Raw genomic sequence first — 21,126 nt, forward strand, 5'->3', positions numbered from 1 at the left:
TTACGCCTGGTGAGACTGTGGAAAAGCCCCGTTTCCGGGGCTTTCGTTACGATCGCTACTACATGCAGGCTTTGCAGCCGGCGGCGATGGACAGCGAGTTGCTTTGTTGGTTGCCCACACCAGCCGAGACGTTGGCGCCGCCGTTGCCGGAGAAGCCGTTCATCGAGTTGGTCATGCTGGCGTTGTTGACCACTGGGTTTTTCCAGCCGTCTTTGGTCAGCACTTGCTGGGTCCAGAAGCCAGCCAGTTCGATGGTGCCTTGTTCCTTGAAGGTGAGTTTTTGATCGTCGTTGCCGTGGCCTTTGTTGTCGCCATAGCCATGGCCGCTGTGATCGTCGCCGCCTTCGATCTTGCCGCTGCCGGTGCCTTTGTAGGTGCCGGAGGCCACGAAGCCGCCAGTGAGGGTGTCTTTTTTGTAGGCTTGGACACCTTTGTTATCCACCACCAGGTTGGTGGAGGTTTGGTTGGCCGAGGCGGCGGCGGTGGCTACGCGACCACCGGACACAGCAATGGCCAGGTTGTTTTTCTGTTGGTTGAAGTCGCCGGCGGTGACGTTGACGCCGATGTTGCCGGAGCCGTTGTTGCCGGAGTTGTTCATCGAAGCGTTGTTTTGGGTCGACGAGTTTTTCACGTAGTTGTTGTTGTTGACCTGGGTGGCGCTGGAAGCGGCCACGGCGCTGCCGAAGATGAAGCTTTCGTCAGCGGTTGCCAGGGCAGCGGCGTTGTCTTGTTGGTTGCCGTCGCCGGCGGCGACGTTGGCGCCCATGTTGCCGTTGGAGCTGTTCAGGGAGTTGTCCATCTTGGCGTTGTTGTTGGTGCCCTGATTTTTCACCACGTTGGTGTTGCTGTTCTGCACGTCGATCACTGCAGCACCGGCCCCAGCGGTGATTTGCAGCAGAGTGTTGAGATCCGGACCTTGGTTGTGATCGCCATGGCCGTGGCCATGACCGCCGTTGTTACCATGTTCGTTACCACCTGCCTGAGCTGCCATTGCCATGACAGCGGCCAGTGCGAAAACCAGTGGTTTGAGAGCCATTGTAGGTTTCATGGTGTTTCTCCGGTGCTTATTAGTTGGTTAAGTGTTGGTACTTTCTAATCGCACTACGACGGGTCAATCGGCGACCCGGATGCTCAGGGTGTTAGCCATGCGGTTCCCCACCCCGGCACTCTGGTTCACCTGAATCACCCCACGGCTGCCGGTGAAGGCCTGGTCGCTGGTAACGACCTGGCGGCTGCCTTGCTGAGGGTCAGATGCTCCCGAGCTTGGTAACAGCGCGACGTTCTGCTGGGAGAGCGCGCTGTCGTCGATGCTTTGCGGATTGGCACTGATGCTGATCCGCAAGGCATTGACCATCTGGTTGTTGGCCCCGGACGACTGGTTGACACCCAGTGCGCCGTTGCCGTTGCTGAACGAGTGGCCGCCGATGGTGCTGCTGGCATTGACCGAGCGGTCGGCTGGCGTGGTGATCTTCTGGGTCACGCTGGTGCTGGCCTTGGCATTGGTGCCGATGGCGATGGCCCGCACGTTGGTCTGCTGTTGCTGGTCGCCGGCGGCCTGGTTGATGTTGAGGTTGCCGGTGTAGCCCGAGCCGGAATTGTTCAGGGTCGCGGTGTCCTGGACCTGGGTGGCGCTATCGGCCATGGCTGAAGTGCAGGCCAGCAGGGCGATAAACAGCAGTGAGCGCTTCATTTCAGCGGCCTCCGATGTTGCTCAACGGCGCCATGCCGGAATTGATGGAGCGGTTGATCGACCCGGAGATCGACGACCCGGAGCCGCCACCGTGGCCAGCGCTCATGCCGGGCAGGCCGTTGGGGTTGGTCACCACGTTGAGGCCGGCGACCCCGCTGCCACTGGGCATTACGACGCCGCGAACCAGCGAGCCGCTGTTGATCCCGGCGAACTCGCTGTCGCTCATTTCGTTGTTGAGTGTGCCGGTGACCTGTCCCGACGGGTTGGCGTTGACCGTGGTCGGGTTGGGATCCAGATTCAGCGGACGACCGGCGGGGGTCGGGTGTACCTGGCGTTGCAGAACGATCTGGCCATTGCCTGCCGCCAGGACCGAGAGGCTGACCGCGCTGACGGCACAGCCGATCAACAGTAGGCGGGTGAAACGTTGCTTCAGAGTCCCCACGGCGGCATTCCTTCTTCTCGGTGCTGGCCCTAGTCAGCGTTGACAGGGAGAGAGCAGAAGCCGTGCCGCTTTTGATTTGTCTTGCAGATTCAAGGACTTGGGAAAATCCCCCGGAAATTGCCCGCCTGACTGTTTCATGCTTGAGACAGTTCGCCATAGCGGCCACTAGCCATAGCCTTGCAAATGCTCTGGAACAGGGGTTGCTGCGGGGGTGTATCAGTGACTTAACAGTTTTCCCGGCGCGCGACGCAGGCCCCGTAATTGGCGGCCTGATCTGCCGGGGAGTGTTTCAGAAATGGACACTCTGGCGCCCGGCCACTGTTGCAGGATCAGTCCTGCAGCAGCTGCCGGACCTGGGCGAAGGCCTGTTGCCGGCGCGCCTGCCAATCCCCGCGAATGATCCGATAGTCTTGCCCATGGCGTTCCAGCCACTGCCGGGTGGCGGCAAAGAAGGCCAGGCGCTGCGCCAGTTGTGGCTGGCAGCGCTGACCGTCATCGCTCCAGTCGACATCCTCCGGCGATAGCAGCAGATGCAGGTCGTAGTGGCGGGACAGCAATTGCGGCTCCAGCCAGGCCGGGCAATCGCCGAACAGGGTCTGGCTCCACAGCAGGTTGCTCAGCAGGTGTGTATCGAGGATCAGCAGGGCCGGCTGCTGCGAGCGCGCCTGATCCTCCCAGGCCAATTGGCCACGGGCAATCGCGGGGATGTCCGCCAGGCAGGTGTCGCGGCGTTCCTGTTCGATGAAGTGGCGCACGTACTCGCCCACCTGGATGCCGCCAAAATGCGCTTGCAACTCGGCCGCCAGCCAGCTCTTGCCGCTGGACTCGGGGCCGGTGAGGACCAGCACCTTCACGATTGCAGGGCCGGGTCGGCGCGCCAGGAGCGCCAGCCCTGGACCGCCAGCAGGGTGAACAGGGCGTAGAGGGCGGCGGTCAGGTACAGCGCCTTGTAGACGAACAGGCCGACGAAGATCACGTCCACGGCGATCCACAATGGCCAGCATTGCACGCGTTTCTGCGCCATCCACCACTGCGCCACCAGGCTGAAGGCGGTCAGGGCGGCATCGAGCCAGGGTTGCGCGGCATCGGTCCAATGGGCCATGGCCGCCCCCAGCAACAGGCTGCCCAGCGCGCCAAGGGCCAGGCCCTGGAGCAGGCCGACGGTCTGCAACTGGCTGACCGGGCGCCCCTGATGCTGATCGCCACCCCGGGTCCACTGCCACCAGCCATAGAGCTGCAGCACCGCGTAGACCACCTGCAGGAGCATGTCGGAATAGAGTTTGACCTCGTAGAAGATCCAGCTGTAGAGCAGCACCATGACCAGGCCGATGGGCCAGCACCAGGGGTTCTGCTTGACCGTCAGCCAGACGGCGATCACGCCTAGCGCAGCGGCAAACAGTTCAAGCCCGGACATGGCGGTTCCTTGGGGAAGTGGAGGAGGGGGCGGATTGTACCCAGACTCGGCCCCGGACGTTAGCCCGGAGCCGCGCGCCCGTGGTGACTAGACGCGGAACTGGCGCAGCAGGCCGTTGAGCTGCTCCGAGAGTTCCTTGAGGTGCCGGCTGGCGGCGCTGGAGTGCTGGGCGGCCAGTGCCGTGCCCTGGGACAGGCCCGCCGCCTGCCCGACGTTGTGGTTGATGTCCTCCACCACATGGGCCTGTTGCAGGGTGGCGCTGGCGATCGAGGCATTCAGGCCGTTGAGGGTGCGCAGCGCCTGGCCGATGGCGTTGAGGCTGGTGCCGGCCAGCCCGGCCTGCTCGATGGTCGACTGCGAGGCCCGGCTGCTGTCGCCGATGACCCTGACCGCGGCCTCGGAGTGACTCTGCAGGCGTTCGATCATGCCCTGGATTTCCGCGGTGGACTGCTGGGTGCGCTGCGCCAGCAGGCGCACTTCGTCGGCCACCACGGCAAACCCCCGGCCCTGTTCCCCGGCCCGGGCGGCTTCGATGGCGGCATTCAGGGCCAGCAGGTTGGTCTGCTCGGCAATCGAGCGGATCACCTCCAGCACGGTGCCGATCTGGGTGCTTTCCGTCGCCAGGGTACGGATCACTTCCACGGCCTGGTCAATGGTCGCGGATAACTGATCGATCTGTTGCAGGCTGCCGTCGATGTTCAGCTGGCCCTGCTGGGCCTGGGCTTCGGCTTCGCGCACTTCGCTGGCCGCGTGCTCGGCGTTCCTGGCCACATCCTGCACGCCGCTGGTGACCTGGCTGATGGCCGCGGCCACCTGCTCCATCTGCTGGGACTGCTGCTGACTGCGTTCCTGGGCCTCGCTGGCGTTGCTGCCCAGTTCGCTGGATGACTGCTCCAGGGCCGCAGCGCTGGACTGCAACTGGGTGACCACCCCGCGCAGCTTGGCGGTGAAGCCATTGAAGTGCCGGGCCAGCTCGGTGACCTCGTCCTGGCCGTGGGTATCCAGGCTCCGGGTCAAGTCGCTTTCACCGCTGGCGATGTTGGCCATGGCATGCACCGTCTCGCGCAGCGGGCTGACGATGCTGCGCGCGATCAGCACCACCAGGACGGTCATCAACAGGGCGATCACCAGGCCAATGGAAGAGGCCTGCAGGACCTGGGCATAGAACTCCTGCTGCAGGTCGTCGATGTACACCCCGGAACCGATGATCCAGCCCCAGGGCTGGAACAGCTGTATATAGGAAGTCTTCTGCACTGGCTGCTCGGCCCCGGGCTTGGGCCAGCGGTAATCCACCATGCCGGCGCCCTTGGACTTGGCCAGGGCGACCATTTCGTTGAACACCTCGAAGCCGTCCGGATCCTTGACCGCCGCCAGGTTCTGTCCGTCGAGCTTGGGGTTGGCCGGGTGCATGATCATCACCGGCGTCAGGTCGTTGATCCAGAAGTAGTCGTTCTGGTTGTAGCGCAAGCCGCGGATGGCTTGCAGCGCCTGTTGCTGTGCCTGTTCGCGGCTCAGGCTGCCGGCGGCCTCCAGGCCCTGGTAATAATTGAGCACCCCGGCGGCGGTCTGTACCACATGCTGGGTTTTCTGCGCCTTGGCCCGGTACAGGTCACCGTGAATCTGCCCGAGCATCATCACGCCCAGGGTCACCAGGGTCAGCACCGCCACGATCAGGATCAGCCACAAACGCTGACTGATGGACATCTTGCGCAAGCTATTCATCATCCGGTCACTCCTGGTTCTTGTACTTGTCATGAAAGGCCGTGAGCATCCAAGCACGCCAGCCTTCGAGCGCCTACCCTACGGAAGTCCAATAACATCGCGGTGTATTTTGCGCCTGTCTGCTAGGATTTCGGCGTCTTCGCGCAAAACCTGAACCTTTCTGCCTTTTTCACAGAATTTTCATGGGCTTGTGTTGAACTTGCGGCCGGGAAAATTTCACCTGCGCCGAGCGCATTGCTTGAATCGACTACTTAAAAAAGAGGCATGCCTGGAGCATTGCCTTATGGGGGATTGATGGATCTTTGGAGCGCCGCACAGGCATTGATACTCGGGATTGTCGAAGGGCTGACCGAGTTCTTGCCCATCAGCAGTACCGGACACCAGATTATTGTCGCTGACCTGCTCGACTTTGGTGGCGAGCGGGCGATGGCCTTCAACATCATCATTCAGCTGGGCGCGATCCTGGCCGTGGTCTGGGAGTTCCGGCGCAAGATCCTGGAGGTAGTGATCGGCTTGCCGAGCCAGCCCAAGGCCCAGCGCTTCACGGTCAACCTGCTGATCGCCTTCTTCCCGGCGGTGGTGCTGGGGGTGATCTTCGCCGACCTGATCCACGCCTATCTGTTCAATCCCATCACCGTGGCCACGGCCCTGGTGATCGGCGGGATCATCATGCTCTGGGCCGAGCGGCGCGAGCATCGGGTGCACGCCGAAAGCGTGGACGAGATCACCTGGAAGGACGCACTGAAAGTCGGCTGTGCCCAGTGCCTGGCGATGATCCCCGGGACTTCGCGCTCTGGCTCGACCATCATCGGCGGCCTGCTGTTCGGCCTGTCGCGCAAGACCGCTACCGAGTTTTCGTTCTTCCTGGCCATGCCCACCATGGTCGGGGCCGCGGTGTATTCGGGCTACAAGTACCGGCACCTGTTCCAGCCCGACGACTTTCCGGTGTTCGCCATCGGCTTCGTTACCGCCTTCATCTTTGCCATGATCGCGGTCAAGGGGCTGCTGAAGTTCATTGCCAGCCACAGCTATGCGGCGTTCGCCTGGTACCGCGTCGCCTTCGGCCTGCTGATCCTGGCGACCTGGCAGTTCGGCTGGGTCGACTGGACGGCGGTCAAGTCGTGAAGAGCTCCGGCCGCGCAGCGCATCGGGGCGGCGCTGCGCGCATCCGCCACCTGAGGTTCAAGCTGCTGGTGCTGGTCCTGCTGTGCGCCTTGCCGTTGTCCGGTTCGTTGTCCCTGTGGTGGCGTGGCATCTCGATCGTGCCCCTGGTGGCCTACGGCGCGGTCAGCCTGCTGACGTTCCTGTGTTACTGGCACGACAAGCGTCAGGCCCGGGCCGAGGGCCGGCGGATTCCGGAGAATGTGCTGCATGCCCTGGAACTGGCCGGCGGCTGGCCTGGGGCCCTGCTGGCCCAGCAACTGTTGCGGCACAAGACCCGCAAGCTGTCCTATCAGACCTTGTTCTGGCTGATCGTGGCCTTGCATCAGGTCTACTGGATCGACCGGCTGTTCCTGGAAAACAGCCTGCTGAGCCTGTTCTAGAGCAGCAGCCCGACCTGCGCCCGCTTGGGCAACTTGCCCACCACCAGTTGATGGGAGCGTTGCAGCAGGGCCCGGAGTTCCTCGGCACCCAGGGGGTAGGGCGTCTGCATGATGATCCAGTGCGCCCGCGCCAGATAGGGCGCCGGGGCAATGCCCGGACGGTCGACATGGCCGAGAAACAGCTCCTGGTCGACCTTGAAGGCCAGGGAGCTGCCCCGCAGGTTCTGCAGGGCGAACATCTTGCTGCCGGCAATCGAGAACACGCGCACACCGCCCCATTTGTAGTCCTCTCGCGCTCCGGGCAGGTCCAGGCAGAATTGCGCCACTTGTTGTTCAGTGAGGATTGCGTCATTCACAGCAGTCTTTCTCCACAGCCTTCGAAGGATTCGCTCAGGTGCTCGATCCAGGCCCGCACGGCCGGCAATACACCGCGGCGGTGAGGATACACCGCCTGCAGCCAGCCGCCAGGCAATGACCATTGCGGCAGCATCTGCACCAGTTGGCCGCTGGCCAGTTCGGCCTCGCAATACAGCATCGGCAGGACAGTGCAGCCCAGGCCGGCGAGGGCACAGGCGCGCCGCATGATGAAGTCGTCGTTGCCCAGGCGCGCTTCCAGGGCCAGGTCGCAGGTGTTGCCCTGTTGGTCCAGCAGCCGCAGGTGCACCAGCCGATCGGCCTCCAGGGCGCCGAGGATAGGCACCTGCCGCAGGTCTTGCGGATGCTGCACCGGGTGCTCCTTGAGGAAGTCGGGACTGGCGACTATTGCGGTTTGCGCGCGGCGCAGGCGACGGGTCACCAGTAGCGGATCTTCGTCACCGTGCTCACGCACTCGCAGGGCCACGTCGATGCCTTCGGTCACTAGGTCGACACGGCGGTTGAGCAAGAGCATCTCCAGCTGCACCTGGGGGTATTTCTGCAGGTAGCTGCTGACCAGCGGTGTCAGCAACTCATGGGCCAGCCCCACCGGACTCGACACCCGCAGGCGTCCTCGGGGTTCGCTGGCCATGCTGGCCACGGCTTCGTCGGCCATTTCCGCTTCCAGCAACATCGCCTGGCAATGGCGCAAGTAACGCTCGCCCACGGCGGTGAGCTTGAGCTGGCGGGTGGTGCGTTGCAGCAAGCGGGCCTTGAGCCGCTCTTCGAGTTCGGCGATGCGCCGCGACAGCCGCGACTTGGGGATGCCCAGCACACGCCCGGCAGCGGCGAAGCCACCGGCTTCCACCACCTTGGCGAAGTAATACAGATCGTTGAGGTCTTGCATGAGAGGAGGGCTCGATTGTCCTGCTGGTGGGACGAACTATCGCATTTATACCGGCTAATCAGCTATTGAATTCATCTGTAGGATTGCCCACATCCGATCGCCCAGTGGCGGTCCTCACTTGGAGATCCCAGATGAAACTCTTGCATATCGATTCCAGCATCCTTGGTGACAACTCGGCCTCCCGTCAGCTGAGCCACAGCGTGGTCCAGGCCTGGAAAGCCGCCCAGCCTGACGTGACAGTGACCTACCGCGACCTGGCCGGGGACGCCATCAGCCACTTCTCCGCCGCCACCCTGGTGGCCGCCGGCACCGCCGCCGAACTGCGCGACGCCGCGCAGCAGCACGAAGCCCAGCTCAGCGCCCAGGCCCTGGCCGAGTTCCAGGCCGCCGATGCCGTGGTGATCGCCGCGCCAATGTACAACTTCACCATTCCCACCCAGCTCAAGGCCTGGATCGACCGGATTGCCGTGGCCGGCCAGACTTTCCGCTACACCGAAGCCGGCCCGCAAGGCCTGTGCGGTGGCAAGAAAGTGATAGTGGTTTCCACCGCCGGCGGCCTGCATGCGGGCCAGGCCACAGGGGTTGCCCACGAGGATTACCTCAAGGTGCTGTTCGGTTTCCTCGGCATCACCGACATCGAGTTCGTCCGTGCCCACGGCCTGGCCTACGGCGAAGAAGTGCGCAGCAAAGCCCTCAGCGATGCCCAGGCGCAGATCAGCGAGCAACTCTTCGCCGCCGCGTAAGACTTGTGTAAAGACGCTTTCCTGCACGGCAGGCGGCACTAGACTCTGTATTCTGATCACTGTTTGAAGTGATCAGGATACGGAGTTTTTTTATTGGTGGTTTTCAGTGTTTCTGGCCCAGGTTATGCACGTTTGATAATCAGCGCAGTGATACTTGCGCGCTGTGCATTCCGAGTGCTGGGCCGATCTCGCTGCAAGGCCTTGGCGGCAAGGGATAGCAGAGGCAAAGCGCTTTCTCGATCCAGCGGCAAAGGTGGGCGTGTCATGAAACGTCTTGGTGCAGTGTTACTGATCTGCCTGCTCGGCAGCCTGATATCGGTGCAAGCCGCCCCTGGGCCACATCCGCACTGGAGCGTTGGTTTCCATGAGATGAGCTTTCTCGATCCCCTGGACCTGCAGCCGATGCGCGCCATCGCCTTTTATCCGTCCACCGGCGTCGAGCACGCCAGTGCGCTCGAAGGCTACAAAATCGCCGCCTCGCGGGATGCCAAGATCGCCATCGGTCGCTTTCCCATGCTGATGCTGTCCCACGGCAACACCGGTACGCCCCTGGCCCTGCACGACCTGGCCACTTCCCTGGCGCGCAAGGGCTTCGTGGTGGTGGCGGTGATTCATCCCGGTGACAACTCCAAGGACCACAGCCGCCTGGGCACCTTGAGCAATCTCTATGGGCGGCCGATCCAGATTTCCGAAGCCATTACCGCCACCCTGGGCGATCCGATGCTGTCGCCCTTCGTCAATGCCGACCAGGTCGGGGTGATTGGCTATTCCGCTGGTGGCGAGACGGCCTTGATCCTCTCCGGCGCCACACCCGATCTGGATCGCCTGCGGCGCTACTGCCAGGAACGCCCCGATGATCGCGATGCCTGCAATACCCGGGGCGAGCTGATCGTCGACCGCGACGATCTGCAGCCAGTGGCCGATCCGCGGGTGCATGCGCTGATGCTGATGGCGCCCCTGAGCCTGAAGTTCGGCCGCCACACCCTGGCCGGGGTGCATGTGCCCGTGCTGCTCTACAGCGGCGATGGCGACCAACTGGTGGCCCTGGACAAGAACGCTGCGGCCCTGGCACGCAAGCTACCGGTGGCTCCGGACTTCAAGCTGCTGGCCGGCGCCGGGCACTTCGTGTTCATGGCGCCGTGCACCGCCGAGCAGTTGGCGGCCATGCCGGCCCTGTGCACCGACGCCGACGGTGTAGATCGCGAAGACATTCATCGCAACCTGATTGCCGAAGCCGGTCGCTTTTTTGCCCATACCCTCGGCCGCCCAAGCCGGGCCGGGATGCAGACCGCCGACCAGTGACTCAGCCGCCGGCCCGGCGCTTGAGCAGCAGGGTCAGGCCCAGGCCGGCGAGTGACAGCAGGGCGGCGCAGAAGAAGATCCAGGCATACCCCAGGTTCAGCGCCACGGCGCCCATCAGCGGCCCGGCAATCGCCAGGGCCAGATCGAAGAACACCGCATAGGCGCTCAGACCGGCACCGCGGCTGCTGTTGGGCACTTGCTTGATGGCTTCCACCCCCAGGGCCGGGTACACCAGCGACAGGCCGCAGCCGGCCAGTCCGGCGCCCACCAGCGCCCAGGCAGCGGACGGCGCCAGCCAGAGCAGGACCAGCCCAATAGTCTCGATGCACATGCAGGCGATGGCTGCGGCAAAGCCGCCAACCCGGCTGATGCTGGAGATGAACAGCAGTCGCGCACAGATGAAGCACACCCCGAACACCGTCAGGCAATAGGCTGCGCCGGTCCAGCCACGACTCAGGTAGAACAGGGTGATAAAGGTGGTCAGGGTGCCGTAGCCGATGGAGGCCAGGCACAGGCTGGTCCCGAACGGGGCAATGCGTCCGAACACCGTCCAGAAGGCCAGGCGTTCACCGCGAATCACCGGCACCGAGGGCTTGTTGCGGATCAGCAGCAGCGCCAGTACCGCCAACAGCGACAGGGCGATCCCCAGGCTGGCGAACCCGAACTGCTGGACCATTGCCACCCCCAACGGCGCCCCCATGGCGATGGCGCCATAGGAGGCGATGCCGTTCCAGGAAATCGAGCGCGCGGTGTGCTCCGCGCCCACCTGTCCCATGCACCAACTGATGGTGCCGACCCCGATCAGGCCCTGGGCCACGCCCAGCAGCAGGCGTCCCCCCAGCAGCACGCTCAGGCTCGCCAGCGGCCAGTCTTGCAGCAGCACCGAACCCAGGGTCAGCAGGCCGCTGAGCAAAATCCCCAGCAAGCCGTAGATGATCGAACGCTTGGTGCCCACGGTGTCCGACAGGCGCCCGGCCATGGGCCGGCTGAGCAGGGTGGCCAGGTACTGGGCGCCGATGACCAACCCGGCAATCAGTGCACTGAAACCCAGCTGCTCATGCACATAGCCCGGCAGCACCGCGATCGGCAGGCCGATGCAGAGAAACGCAATGAAGGTATAGAAAACGATGGCAACGATCTGCAGGGTGATCGCCATGGAGCTTTGAGCGGGGCTTTGTGGCGCTGGCATGAAGGCTCGTTCGCGTGCGGCGGTTAGAGATCCGCATCATCGCGTGGCGCGATTATAAAAGGAAGCAGGCTAACGATCTTTCCCCTCCGCCCCGTAGGAGCTGGCTTGCCAGCGAAGGCGTTCTCAGGGGCAATGCCGACTCAAGGGCCTTTTCGCCGGCAAGCCAGCTCCTACGAGAGGGGGGCGTGCATACGAAAAAGCCCCGTCACACCGGACGGGGCTTTCTTCTTGCCGCTTACAGCTTGCCGCTGCCTTTAGAACATCACGCCCTGGCTGCGCAGGTAGTCGTCGTAGGTGCCGCTGAAGTCGGTCACGCCGCTCGGGCTCAGCTCGATGATGCGAGTGGCCAGGGACGAGACGAACTCACGGTCGTGGCTGACGAAGATCAGGGTGCCCGGGTAGTTTTCCAGGGCCAGGTTCAAAGCCTCGATGGATTCCATGTCCAGGTGGTTGGTCGGTTCGTCCATCACCAGCACGTTGGGCTTTTGCAGGATCAGTTTGCCGAACAGCATGCGACCTTGCTCACCACCGGAGATCACCTTCACCGACTTGAGGATCTCGTCGTTGGAGAACAGCATGCGGCCCAGGGTGCCACGGATCATCTGCTCGCCCTGGGTCCACTGGCCCATCCAGTCGAACAGGCTGACGTCGTCTTCGAAGTCGTGGGCGTGGTCCTGGGCGTAGTAGCCGATTTCCGCGCTTTCAGTCCATTTCACCGAACCGGCGTCCGGGGTCAGCTCGCCCACCAGGGTGCGCAGCAGGGTGGTCTTGCCGATACCGTTGGGGCCGATGATCGCCACGCGCTCGCCGGCTTCGACGGTGAAGCTGAAGTTCTGGAACAGGGTCTTGCCATCGAAGCCCTTGGACATGCGCTCCAGGGTCACCGCCTGGCGGTGCAGCTTCTTGGTCTGTTCGAAGCGGATGAACGGGCTGACCCGGCTCGACGGCTTGACTTCGGCCAGCTGGATCTTGTCGATCTGCTTGGCCCGGGAAGTGGCCTGCTTGGCTTTCGAGGCGTTGGCCGAGAAGCGGCTGACGAAGGTCTGGAGTTCGGCGATCTGGGCTTTCTTCTTGGCGTTGTCCGACAGCAGCTGCTCGCGGGACTGGGTCGCGGCGATCATGTACTCGTCGTAGTTGCCCGGGAACAGGCGCAGCTCGCCGTAGTCCAGGTCGGCCATGTGGGTGCAGACACTGTTAAGGAAGTGCCGGTCGTGGGAAATGATGATCATGGTGCTGTTACGCGCCGTGAGGATGTTTTCCAGCCAGCGGATGGTGTTGATGTCCAGGTGGTTGGTCGGTTCGTCCAGCAGCAGCACTTCCGGATCGGAGAACAGCGCCTGGGCCAGCAGCACCCGCAGTTTCCAGCCTGGAGCGACTTCGGTCATCGGGCCGAAATGCTGTTCCAGGGGAATGCCCAGGCCCAGCAGCAGTTCGCCGGCGCGGGATTCGGCGGTGTAGCCGTCCATCTCGGCGAACTCGGTTTCCAGCTCGGCCACGGCCATGCCGTCTTCTTCGGTCATTTCCGGCAGCGAGTAGATGCGATCGCGCTCGGCCTTGACCTTCCACAGCTCCTCGTGACCCATGATCACGGTGTCGATCACGGTGAATTCTTCGTAGGCGAACTGGTCCTGGCGCAGTTTACCCAGGCGCACGTTGGGTTCCAGCATGACCTGGCCGCCGGACGGCTCAAGGTCGCCGCCGAGGATTTTCATGAAGGTCGACTTGCCGCAACCGTTGGCGCCGATCAGACCGTAACGGTTGCCACCGTTGAACTTGACCGAAACGTTCTCGAACAGTGGCTTGGCGCCGAACTGCATGGTGATGTTAGCTGTGGAGATCAATTACTTACCTACCAGTGATTTAGCGCCGACCTTGAATCCACAAAGCGCGATCTGGAGCCTTCCAGGTCGGGCCGGTCTGAGTGTGGAGCTGAGCCAGCGGGCGTACGTCGAGCGCAACATTCCGGCGCCAGGGCCGGGTTGCTGAGCAAAAAGTGCGGGGTGCGTGTTGGAATTTGTGCGCATTGTCGCATATGTAAACGAGCAGTTGTATGACGCTCGGGTAGGGAATTTAGCCGGGGAGGGCGATGCTCAGTGCTCGCCGGTCCCGTTGCAGGCAGGAATCAGCGTTTGGATAAAGGCATGCAGCTGCGCGGCGGCCTCTCGCGGCGCGGCCTGGAGCAGGCAGTGGGGACCGTCGATGTCCACCAGGCGCGCATCCGGGCGCAACTGCCTGACCAGGGCCGCCGCCGAGGCGGGCACCAGCCGATCGCGGGAGGCCCGCAGGTATGACACCGGCACCGAGGTTTCCCTCAGGGCCCGACTCGCGTCCACTGCGATCACCGCTTGCAGCCGGGCCTGCAAGACGCGCGGCGCCACTTGGGCAATGGCGGCGGCTAGCGCCTGGCGCAGCGATGGCGTGGAAAAACCGCCGAGCAGCAGGGCGTCCATCGGCCAGAAAGGCAAGCGCCCCATGGGCAACAGTCCAAGCAGCGGCGCCAGGGGCGCCAGCGCCGGCCGTGGGTTGCGCACGAAACTGCAGCACAGCACCAGGCCCAGCAGTCCTGCCGGACGCCGGGCGGCAATGCTCACCGCCACCGGGCCGGAAAACGACTCGCCCAGCAATACGAACGGGCGGTCCGTCGGCAGTTGTTGCCATACCCGTTCCACCAATGCGCAGTAGTCCAGCACCTGATCGGCGGGGTAATCCAGCACTTGCACGGGCAGACTCGGGTCCAGGGCCTGGCGCAGCGGGTCGAACAGGGTGCCGGTGCCATCCATTCCCGGCAGCAGGACCAGGGTTGGCGAAACAGTGAGGGCGATCAATGGCGCTGTCCTTGCGGGGTGGAAGGGAAGTGGGCGGCGCGCAGCATAGCGCAGCCATCTGCTCGACACAGCCCGCAGGGGCAGGCCAGAGGGCTGCAGAGGGTTTTGTTGAGCTAAGTCAAAACCTCACGCGATACCCGCAATTTTCTACAGAAGTCGCGCAGCTTTTCACAAATTTGAGTTAACCCTTGGTTACAAACTGTGGCTAAAATGCCAGCCGACGGCCAGATGCCGAGGGTCGGATCGGCGATGGAAACCTTCGCCGATCACGCTTTTTTCAACTCAGACGCTGCCATTTGCCTTTGGCCCACCGGGCTTGCAGGGCGCAGCATGTTCTCTTCTGACGTGTGACGATTTCCGTGAAACTCATCATTGCCGCTGCATACGTTTTATCCATTGCGTACGTACACCTGCGGGGGCGCGTGCGCCATAAACTGGGACGCCAACTCAGCGATCACTCGACCTTCCTGGCGCCCATCAACTGCTTCCTCTATCTGTTCTCCAAGTTTCCCAACCGGCCCTACCTGGACCCGGCCGACTTCCCCGAGATGAACAAGCTGCAGGAACACTGGGAAGAGATCCGTGCCGAAGGCCAACAGTTGTTGCAGGCCGGTGAGATCAAGCGCTCGGACCAGTACAACGACGTGGGTTTCAACTCGTTCTTCAAGACTGGCTGGAAGCGCTTCTACCTGAAGTGGTACGGCGACAGCCACCCTTCGGCGATGAAACTGTGCCCGCGCACCACCGAGCTGGTGCAGAGCATCGGCTCGATCAAGGCGGCGATGTTCGCCGAGCTGCCACCGGGTTCGCGCCTGGTGCGCCACCGCGACCCCTATGCCGGGTCCTACCGCTATCACCTGGGGCTGTCCACGCCGAACAACGAAGGCTGCTTCATCGAAGTGGACGGTGAGCGCTATCACTGGCGCGACGGCGAAGCGGTGATGTTCGACGAGACTTACATCCACTACGCGGAAAACACCACCGAACAGAACCGCATCATTCTGTTCTGCGATGTCGAGCGACCGATGAAGTATCGCTGGGCCGCCGCGTTCAATGGCTGGTTCAGCCGCACCGTGATGTCTGCTGCGGGTTCGCCCAACGATGCCGGGGACAAGACCGGTGGCCTCAACCGCGCCTTCAACAAGCTGTACAAGATCCGCCTGCGGGGCAAGGAGCTGAAGAAGCGCAATCGCACCCGCTACTACCTGGAAAAGTGGGCGATCTTCGCCGCCTTGCTGCTGCTGTTCATCTATATCTGACTGGCTCCTCCCGCCTCTTGGCCTGCTCCTACATCTGGAGGCAGTCCTGCGTAGGGGCTGGCTTGTGCAGGCGCAGGCTTGTGTAGGAGCTGGCTTGCCAGCGAAGGCGCCGGCCCGGGCGATACCGGGCTCAGCGACCTCTTCGCCGGCCAGCCGGCCCCGACACAGCGGCGCCTCATGCGGGCCGCGGACATCGGGTGTTACAGGTTCTGCAGGATTATTTAATTAACAAAGCCGAACCCTGGGCGTAGCGTGGAATCGTATTCGATACCTTGTCGCTCCTCAGGAGGCTTGTCATGAACAGTCTGGCTCGCGGCTTTGCCGCATTGATCACGCTGGCTTGGGCCAGCGGCACTGTCTGGGCCGCCAGCCCTGAAACGCCTCCTTTCAAAGCGCTGCCCGGTTCCGTGCAACTGGCGCAAAACCTGCCCAACAGCGGCAACAACGACCCCTACAGCAACCCCATTCGCCGGGCCAATCCCAACAGCATGCAGGGCACCCGAAATGCCGGTGCGCCGCTGCGCGGCCCCGGCACCGCGCCCATTGGCCGGCCGCCGACCCTGGAGAACGGCGGTATCGGCAATGGCTATCCCCGTGGCGGGGTGCAGCGGCCAAACCCCGACCCGCGGGTGCAAAGTCCTCGAAACATCGATAACGACAACAGCAACCGGCGCTGAGCTGTCTTGCCGGATGGGCGACCGCTGCCGTGCGGCTCGCCAGGGATTCTCTTGAGCCATAGAAGGAAGCTAGCATGTTGCGTCAAACCCTTTTCGCCACCTTGTGCGCCAGCGTTCTGCTGGGCAGTGCCTTGCCCGCTGCGGCGGCCAGCCCCCAGTCCTTTGCCAGTGAGCAGGGCAGTCTCAGCCTGACCCCGGTGGTGCAAGGTCTGCAGCATCCCTGGGCCTTGGCATTCCTGCCCGATCGCCAGGGCATGCTGGTCACCGAACGTCCCGGCAACCTGCGGCTGGTGAGCCCGGACGGTAAGCTTTCGGCTCCGTTGAGCGGGGTGCCCAAGGTTTGGGCCAATGGCCAGGGCGGCTTGCTCGACGTGGCGCTGTCGCCGGACTTCAAACAAGACCGCCTGGTGTACCTGTCCTACGCCGAGGGCGGTGGCGAGGGCGGGACTGCCGGCACCGCCGTGGGGCGCGGGCGCTTGCGCGATGACCTGAGCGGGCTCAAGGACTTCCAGGTGATCTTCCGCCAGGAGCCCAAGCTGTCCACCGGCAATCACTTCGGTTCACGGCTGGTGTTCGACCGCGACGGCTACCTGTTCATCACCCTGGGGGAGAACAACAACCGGGCCACCGCCCAGGACCTGGACAAGCTCCAGGGCAAGGTCGTGCGCCTGTATGCCGATGGCCGAGTGCCGGACGACAACCCCTTTGTCGGCCAGCCCGGGGTGCGGCCGGAGATTTGGAGTTTCGGCCACCGCAACCCCCAGGGCGCGACGCTCAATCCCTGGAGCGGCACCCTGTGGGAGAACGAGCACGGACCCAAGGGCGGCGACGAGATCAACCTGATCGAGCGCGGCAAGAACTACGGCTGGCCCCTGGCGACCCACGGGGTCGACTATTCCGGCCAGCCGATTCCCGAGGCCACGGGCCAGACGGTCCCGGGCACCCTGGCCCCGCATCATGTCTGGGACAAGTCTCCCGGCATCAGCGGCATGGCGTTCTACGACGCCGATCGCTTCAAGCCCTGGCAGCACAACCTGTTCATCGGCGCCCTGGCCGGCCGTGAACTGATCCGCCTGCAATTCGATGGCGACCGAGTCATCCATGAAGAGCGTCTGCTGGGGGACCTCAAGGCGCGGATTCGCGACGTGCGCCAGGGGCCGGACGGTTATCTGTACATCCTCACCGACGAGGATCAGGGCGCGCTGTACAAGGTCGGCCTGGAGTAATCCGCCCCAACACCCACAGCCGTAGGAGCTGGCTTGCCAGCGAAAGCGTCGGCGAGCACAGCACCAGGCTCAAGGACCGCTTCGCCGGCAAGCCGGCTCCTACGCCTGGGGGCGCGAGGAGAGGATGACCGCGGCCCGCAGCTTGCTGCTGCCGAAGCTGCACATCTTGTCGAACTCGCCGTGGCTCACCGGCAAGTGCTGGCAGTCCATGGGCTGGCGGTGCTGGCTGTGGTCCACATCCGGATCGTGCAGGTAGACGAAATCGTCGTCGCAGTCGGTGACTATCACCCAGTGGGGGGCCTTGGAACGGGTCAGGCGATAGCTGCTGATCAGCACCAGGGGCTGGCCGCCTTCACTGAGGCGCTTGGCCAGCTCCAGCGGTCCGCCCAGCACCTGCTGCACCTCGCTGGCGTCCAGTTCCCTGCAGAACTCGTCGTGAACCAGGCGCATGACGTCCTTTTTATGCTCGTCACGCACGCCATTGAGAAACAGCGGCCCGGCGCTGTTGACCTGCAGGCGCACGGCAAAGCCCCGGCGCCAGGCAGCCAGCGCCAGGCCCTGGGGGCTGCAGCCACCGTGGCCCGAGGTCATGAATACCGTGGTGGCTTCGCGCCAGATCTGTAGTTCCTCGCGCCGTTCCAGGGGGCGCGAGGCTTGCAGGGCGGCCATGGCCATCAACAGGCAGGCCGGACCACAGGTGAAGTCGGTGGTCTGCTGGTAGTAAGGCACGCGGATGCTGCGGGTTTCGCGGTGCTGGAGGATGCGTTTCTCCAGGCGCAGGGCATCGGCGTGGTCTTCGTAGTAGTCGTGGATCCGGGCAAAGCGCCGGTAGCCATGGCGTTCGTACAGGGCCAGCGCCGCCGGATTGTCGGTGCGTACCTCCAGGCGCAGGTAGGCGCAGTCATGGGCCAGGGCGCAGGCCTCGATCCGTTGCAGCAGGCGTTTGCCCAGGCCCAGCCCCCGGGCGTCCTCGGCAATGGCGATGGAGTACAGGCGCGCCAGGGAGGTGCCGCGATGAAACAGCACCAGGGCATAGCCCAGCAACCGCGCCTGATGCTCGGCCACCAGCAGTTGGCCGTGGGCGCGGTTGATCATCCACTGGAAGCTGCGCGGGGTCAGCCGGTCGCTGGTGAAACATTGCTGTTCCAGGGCCACCAGCGCCGGCAGATCGTCGGGGGTTGCAGTGCGAAAGACAAGATCCATATAACCGCCGTAAAAGTTGCGTAACGAAACGAGACTTCAAAAAAAGTTCGTGCTTAATAGAAAGGGTCAGGTTCTTCAGCGAGAGCGAACTTTATGTCAGCGGTACAAGGTCATTGGCGAGAAGTATCCGAGCAAAGTTTGCCGGCGACAATCACTTCGACAAGTTATTTTTCCCCACTGGGCAGAACTTCAAGTCAAGTCATCATCATTGTCGAACGCAAGGAAGACTGGGCGTCCTACTTTCCCAGTGAAGACATTCTCACGGCCCAGGAGTACCTCGAACAGAGCCGCGAAAGTGTGCCGGGAAAACGGATCCAGGTGATCAACCTGTGCCGCAGCTACAAGTACCTGGGGCACGGTTACTATTGCTCGTTGCTCGCCGAAGCCCGTGGTCACCGGGTGATTCCCTCGGTGCGCACGATCAGCGAACTGACCCGCAAGGCCCTTTACGGCTTGGCTCTGGACGACCTGGACAAGACCCTGGAAAAGGCCCTGAGCAATCATCTTTACAGCGATACCGAAGGCTTCACTTTAACCCTCTACTTCGGCAAGACGCATATCGAGCCATTGCAGGAGTTGGCCCGCCAGCTGTTTGAATTGTTCCCCTGTCCGATTCTGTTAGTTGATTTCAAGAGAACCGACAGTTGGCATATCGAAGGCGTGAAGTGCGGAGCCTTGCACAAGTTGCGCGACGATCAGGAAGATCAGTTTGCCAACTCGCTGGACAGTTTCAGCCGCAAAGTCTGGCGGGTGCCGCGTTCTCGGCAACTGGCCCGTTATGACCTGGCGATACTTCACGATCCCCATGAAGCGCTACCGCCTTCCAATGCCCGGGCGCTGGAGAGTTTTATCCGGGTCGGCAAGGGCCTGGGCATCGACGTGGAACTGATCGAGAAGAAGGACTACTCGCGGCTGGCCGAATACGACGCGTTGCTGATCCGCGAAACCACCAGCGTCGACAATCACACCTACCGCTTCGCCAAGAAGGCCGAGAGCGAAGGATTGGTGGTGATGGACGATCCGACCTCGATCCTGCGCTGCACCAACAAGGTCTATCTCACGGACCTGCTCAAGGGCCACCAACTGGGCATGCCCGCCACCGAGATTCTCTACAAGGAGCGACCGGAGGATTTCGAGGGAGTGGGCGAACGCCTGGGCTTTCCCCTGGTGCTGAAGATCCCCGACGGCTGCTTCTCCCGGGGCGTGATCAAGGTCGAGAGCCAACAGGCGCTGCTGGCGGCCACCGCCGAACTGTTCGAGCACTCGGTGCTGCTGTTGGCCCAGGAATTCTTCTACACCGAGTACGACTGGCGCATCGGCGTGCTCAATCGCAAGCCGATCTTTGCCTGCCAGTACTTCATGTCCAAGGGCCACTGGCAGATCTACAACCATAAGGCCAAGGGCCAGGACATCAACGGCGAGTGCCGCACCCTGGCGGTCCACGAAGCGCCGCGGGCAGTGGTGGAGCTGGCGGTAAAGACCGCCAACCTGATCGGCGACGGGCTGTATGGGGTCGACCTCAAGCAGTCCGGGGACAAGGTGGTGGTGATCGAGGTCAACGACAACCCCAACCTCGACGCCGGCATCGAGGACGCCTACCTGCAGGACGACCTGTACTCCCTGGTGCTGGAGGAATTCGTCCGCCGCCTGGAGCTCAAACGTCGCGGCCAGGCCTGGTGAGGCGCCGATGATCCACAGCTATCGGCTGGCCCAGGGCAGCTTGCAGGCGGTACCGGCAGGGGAGGCGCAGGTCATGCTGTTCAGCAACCCGGACCTGGCGGAGCGCGAGCTGTTGCACAGCGCCTTCAAGCTCGACGAGCACGCCCTGGCCTCGGCGCTGGACCCGGACGAAGTGTCGCGCATCGAATTCCATCCCGATTACCTGTTCCTGATCTGGAAGCGTCCGGAAAACTATTCCGGTGGCGGCAGCCTGTCCTTCGAAGTGTCGTCCTGCGGCCTGCTGTTCTGCCCCGACCGGCTGCTGGTGATCGCCCCCGACGACACACCACTGCTGGGCCTGGGGGCGCGCCATCATCTGCATACCCCGCTGGATGTGCTGCTGGACCTGTTGCTCAACAACATCCATCACTACCTGGGGCACCTCAAGGTGATCAAGCTGGTGGCCAGGGAGCTGCAGCACAAGTTCAACAGCTCGATGGAAAACCGCCACCTGATGCAGATGTTCAACCTGAGCGAGAGCCTGATCTATTACCTCAATGCCCTGCACAGCAACGGTGCGCTGCTGACCCGGCTGCGTAACCACGCCGAAAAGGAGCGCTTCGGCCCGCAGGCGGTTGGCCTGATCGACGACCTGATCATCGAGAACAACCAGTGTTACAAGCAGGCGGAAATCTACTCCACGGTGTTTGCCGGGCTGATGGACGCCCGGGGCAACCTGATGAACAACAGCACCAACAAGCTGTTGCGCAAGCTGACGCTGATCAACGTGGTGTTCCTGCCGCTGAACCTGATTGCCAGCATCGGCGGCATGTCCGAGTTCAGCATGATGACCGCCGGCACGCCGTGGTGGATCGCCTATTCGCTGTTGCTGCTGGCCATGCTGCTGGCAGCGGCCGGCATGTCCCTGGGGCTGCGTCGGCTCACCGGCCACAGCCACCGGGCCGGTTGA

The 21,126-nt window shown here is 63.1% G+C and carries 21 protein-coding genes; 9 read left to right on the forward strand and 12 right to left on the reverse strand.

The genetic code is table 11. The features are described from left to right. Window positions 1–58: 58 nt before the first annotated feature. From BLV47_RS14640 to BLV47_RS14665, 6 genes are all read right to left on the reverse strand, one after another. Window positions 59–1,048, reverse strand: coding sequence for a heme utilization protein (locus tag BLV47_RS14640; RefSeq protein ID WP_092314696.1), 990 nt, complete (start codon window positions 1,046–1,048; stop codon window positions 59–61). Window positions 1,049–1,111: 63 nt separating this feature from the next. Further along, the gene (locus tag BLV47_RS14645) at window positions 1,112–1,690 is read right to left on the reverse strand and encodes a hypothetical protein (RefSeq protein WP_060839373.1); all 579 of its coding nucleotides are present in this window, start codon (window positions 1,688–1,690) and stop codon (window positions 1,112–1,114) included. Between the two features lies 1 nt (window position 1,691). Then, on the reverse strand, window positions 1,692–2,132 hold the full coding sequence (locus BLV47_RS14650; protein ID WP_092314698.1) for a hypothetical protein: 441 nt from the start codon (window positions 2,130–2,132) through the stop codon (window positions 1,692–1,694). Between the two features lie 329 nt (window positions 2,133–2,461). Next, window positions 2,462–2,986, reverse strand: a complete 525-nt coding sequence (locus tag BLV47_RS14655) for an AAA family ATPase (protein WP_092314700.1) — start codon at window positions 2,984–2,986, stop codon at window positions 2,462–2,464. Continuing rightward, a complete protein-coding gene (gene pnuC, locus BLV47_RS14660; RefSeq protein ID WP_092314702.1) occupies window positions 2,983–3,546 on the reverse strand; it encodes a nicotinamide riboside transporter PnuC in 564 nt (187 codons plus the stop codon). The genes BLV47_RS14655 and pnuC overlap by 4 nt, the downstream gene beginning before the upstream one ends. A gap of 87 nt (window positions 3,547–3,633) precedes the next feature. Beyond that, on the reverse strand, window positions 3,634–5,268 hold the full coding sequence (locus BLV47_RS14665) for a methyl-accepting chemotaxis protein (protein ID WP_092317233.1): 1,635 nt from the start codon (window positions 5,266–5,268) through the stop codon (window positions 3,634–3,636). A 294-nt stretch (window positions 5,269–5,562) separates the two neighbouring features. Between BLV47_RS14665 and BLV47_RS14670 the strand changes: the two genes are divergently transcribed. Further along, the gene (locus BLV47_RS14670) at window positions 5,563–6,393 is read left to right on the forward strand and encodes an undecaprenyl-diphosphate phosphatase (protein WP_092314704.1); all 831 of its coding nucleotides are present in this window, start codon (window positions 5,563–5,565) and stop codon (window positions 6,391–6,393) included. Then, the gene (locus BLV47_RS14675; RefSeq protein WP_092314706.1) at window positions 6,390–6,812 is read left to right on the forward strand and encodes a DUF1294 domain-containing protein; all 423 of its coding nucleotides are present in this window, start codon (window positions 6,390–6,392) and stop codon (window positions 6,810–6,812) included. Before BLV47_RS14670 ends, BLV47_RS14675 begins: the two co-directional genes overlap by 4 nt. On the opposite strand, the gene BLV47_RS14680 is transcribed toward BLV47_RS14675, so the two are convergent. Together BLV47_RS14680 and BLV47_RS14685 are read right to left on the reverse strand one after the other, a co-directional pair. Beyond that, a complete protein-coding gene (locus BLV47_RS14680; protein WP_244168878.1) occupies window positions 6,809–7,168 on the reverse strand; it encodes an MmcQ/YjbR family DNA-binding protein in 360 nt (119 codons plus the stop codon). The genes BLV47_RS14675 and BLV47_RS14680 overlap by 4 nt on opposite strands. Beyond that, window positions 7,165–8,073: a LysR substrate-binding domain-containing protein gene (locus tag BLV47_RS14685; RefSeq protein WP_092314708.1), complete on the reverse strand. Its 909-nt coding sequence runs from the start codon at window positions 8,071–8,073 to the stop codon at window positions 7,165–7,167. Before BLV47_RS14685 ends, BLV47_RS14680 begins: the two co-directional genes overlap by 4 nt. Window positions 8,074–8,204: 131 nt before the next feature. Between BLV47_RS14685 and BLV47_RS14690 the strand changes: the two genes are divergently transcribed. Together BLV47_RS14690 and BLV47_RS14695 are read left to right on the forward strand one after the other, a co-directional pair. After that, window positions 8,205–8,816, forward strand: coding sequence for an FMN-dependent NADH-azoreductase (locus tag BLV47_RS14690; protein WP_092314710.1), 612 nt, complete (start codon window positions 8,205–8,207; stop codon window positions 8,814–8,816). A 264-nt stretch (window positions 8,817–9,080) separates the two neighbouring features. Beyond that, complete coding sequence (locus BLV47_RS14695) at window positions 9,081–10,118, forward strand: alpha/beta hydrolase family protein (RefSeq protein ID WP_092314712.1); 1,038 nt, start codon at window positions 9,081–9,083, stop codon at window positions 10,116–10,118. A 1-nt stretch (window position 10,119) separates the two neighbouring features. Here BLV47_RS14695 and BLV47_RS14700 read toward each other — a convergent pair whose 3' ends face one another. From BLV47_RS14700 to BLV47_RS14710, 3 genes are all read right to left on the reverse strand, one after another. After that, window positions 10,120–11,307: an MFS transporter gene (locus tag BLV47_RS14700; protein ID WP_092314714.1), complete on the reverse strand. Its 1,188-nt coding sequence runs from the start codon at window positions 11,305–11,307 to the stop codon at window positions 10,120–10,122. Window positions 11,308–11,561: 254 nt separating this feature from the next. After that, complete coding sequence (locus BLV47_RS14705) at window positions 11,562–13,148, reverse strand: ABC-F family ATPase (protein ID WP_016965368.1); 1,587 nt, start codon at window positions 13,146–13,148, stop codon at window positions 11,562–11,564. Between the two features lie 249 nt (window positions 13,149–13,397). After that, entirely contained in the window at window positions 13,398–14,201 is an 804-nt protein-coding gene (locus BLV47_RS14710; RefSeq protein WP_341865630.1) for an alpha/beta fold hydrolase, read from the reverse strand. A 290-nt stretch (window positions 14,202–14,491) separates the two neighbouring features. Here BLV47_RS14710 and lpxO point away from each other — a divergent pair, with 290 nt between their 5' ends. The 3 genes from lpxO to BLV47_RS14725 all read left to right on the forward strand — a co-directional run bounded on the left by lpxO (window position 14,492) and on the right by BLV47_RS14725 (window position 17,294). Then, the gene (gene lpxO, locus BLV47_RS14715) at window positions 14,492–15,391 is read left to right on the forward strand and encodes a lipid A hydroxylase LpxO (RefSeq protein WP_092314718.1); all 900 of its coding nucleotides are present in this window, start codon (window positions 14,492–14,494) and stop codon (window positions 15,389–15,391) included. Window positions 15,392–15,687: 296 nt separating this feature from the next. Continuing rightward, the gene (locus tag BLV47_RS14720) at window positions 15,688–16,068 is read left to right on the forward strand and encodes a hypothetical protein (RefSeq protein WP_092314720.1); all 381 of its coding nucleotides are present in this window, start codon (window positions 15,688–15,690) and stop codon (window positions 16,066–16,068) included. 74 nt (window positions 16,069–16,142) lie between these two features. After that, on the forward strand, window positions 16,143–17,294 hold the full coding sequence (locus BLV47_RS14725) for a PQQ-dependent sugar dehydrogenase (RefSeq protein ID WP_092314722.1): 1,152 nt from the start codon (window positions 16,143–16,145) through the stop codon (window positions 17,292–17,294). 99 nt (window positions 17,295–17,393) lie between these two features. On the opposite strand, the gene BLV47_RS14730 is transcribed toward BLV47_RS14725, so the two are convergent. Continuing rightward, on the reverse strand, window positions 17,394–18,497 hold the full coding sequence (locus tag BLV47_RS14730; protein ID WP_092314724.1) for a GNAT family N-acetyltransferase/peptidase C39 family protein: 1,104 nt from the start codon (window positions 18,495–18,497) through the stop codon (window positions 17,394–17,396). Window positions 18,498–18,590: 93 nt separating this feature from the next. Here BLV47_RS14730 and BLV47_RS14735 point away from each other — a divergent pair, with 93 nt between their 5' ends. Beyond that, a complete protein-coding gene (locus tag BLV47_RS14735) occupies window positions 18,591–20,177 on the forward strand; it encodes a RimK family protein (RefSeq protein ID WP_092314726.1) in 1,587 nt (528 codons plus the stop codon). 7 nt (window positions 20,178–20,184) lie between these two features. Next, window positions 20,185–21,126 carry a magnesium transporter CorA family protein gene (locus BLV47_RS14740; protein ID WP_092314728.1) on the forward strand — a complete coding sequence of 314 codons (942 nt, stop codon included), beginning with the start codon at window positions 20,185–20,187 and terminating at the stop codon, window positions 21,124–21,126.

It is taken from the genome of Pseudomonas saponiphila, assembly GCF_900105185.1.
Lineage (GTDB): Bacteria > Pseudomonadota > Gammaproteobacteria > Pseudomonadales > Pseudomonadaceae > Aquipseudomonas > Aquipseudomonas saponiphila.

Bases quoted from the DNA above. Each gene is read 5' to 3' on its own strand.
- BLV47_RS14640 (WP_092314696.1), bottom strand. From the start codon at position 1,048: ATGAAACCTACAATGGCTCTCAAACCACTGGTTTTCGCACTGGCCGCT.
- BLV47_RS14645 (WP_060839373.1), bottom strand. From the start codon at position 1,690: ATGAAGCGCTCACTGCTGTTTATCGCCCTGCTGGCCTGCACTTCAGCC.
- pnuC (WP_092314702.1), bottom strand. From the start codon at position 3,546: ATGTCCGGGCTTGAACTGTTTGCCGCTGCGCTAGGCGTGATCGCCGTC.
- BLV47_RS14665 (WP_092317233.1), bottom strand. From the start codon at position 5,268: ATGAATAGCTTGCGCAAGATGTCCATCAGTCAGCGTTTGTGGCTGATC.
- BLV47_RS14670 (WP_092314704.1), top strand. From the start codon at position 5,563: ATGGATCTTTGGAGCGCCGCACAGGCATTGATACTCGGGATTGTCGAA.
- BLV47_RS14685 (WP_092314708.1), bottom strand. From the start codon at position 8,073: ATGCAAGACCTCAACGATCTGTATTACTTCGCCAAGGTGGTGGAAGCC.
- BLV47_RS14690 (WP_092314710.1), top strand. From the start codon at position 8,205: ATGAAACTCTTGCATATCGATTCCAGCATCCTTGGTGACAACTCGGCC.
- BLV47_RS14695 (WP_092314712.1), top strand. From the start codon at position 9,081: ATGAAACGTCTTGGTGCAGTGTTACTGATCTGCCTGCTCGGCAGCCTG.
- BLV47_RS14700 (WP_092314714.1), bottom strand. From the start codon at position 11,307: ATGCCAGCGCCACAAAGCCCCGCTCAAAGCTCCATGGCGATCACCCTG.
- BLV47_RS14720 (WP_092314720.1), top strand. From the start codon at position 15,688: ATGAACAGTCTGGCTCGCGGCTTTGCCGCATTGATCACGCTGGCTTGG.
- BLV47_RS14725 (WP_092314722.1), top strand. From the start codon at position 16,143: ATGTTGCGTCAAACCCTTTTCGCCACCTTGTGCGCCAGCGTTCTGCTG.
- BLV47_RS14730 (WP_092314724.1), bottom strand. From the start codon at position 18,497: ATGGATCTTGTCTTTCGCACTGCAACCCCCGACGATCTGCCGGCGCTG.
- BLV47_RS14735 (WP_092314726.1), top strand. From the start codon at position 18,591: ATGTCAGCGGTACAAGGTCATTGGCGAGAAGTATCCGAGCAAAGTTTG.
- BLV47_RS14740 (WP_092314728.1), top strand. From the start codon at position 20,185: ATGATCCACAGCTATCGGCTGGCCCAGGGCAGCTTGCAGGCGGTACCG.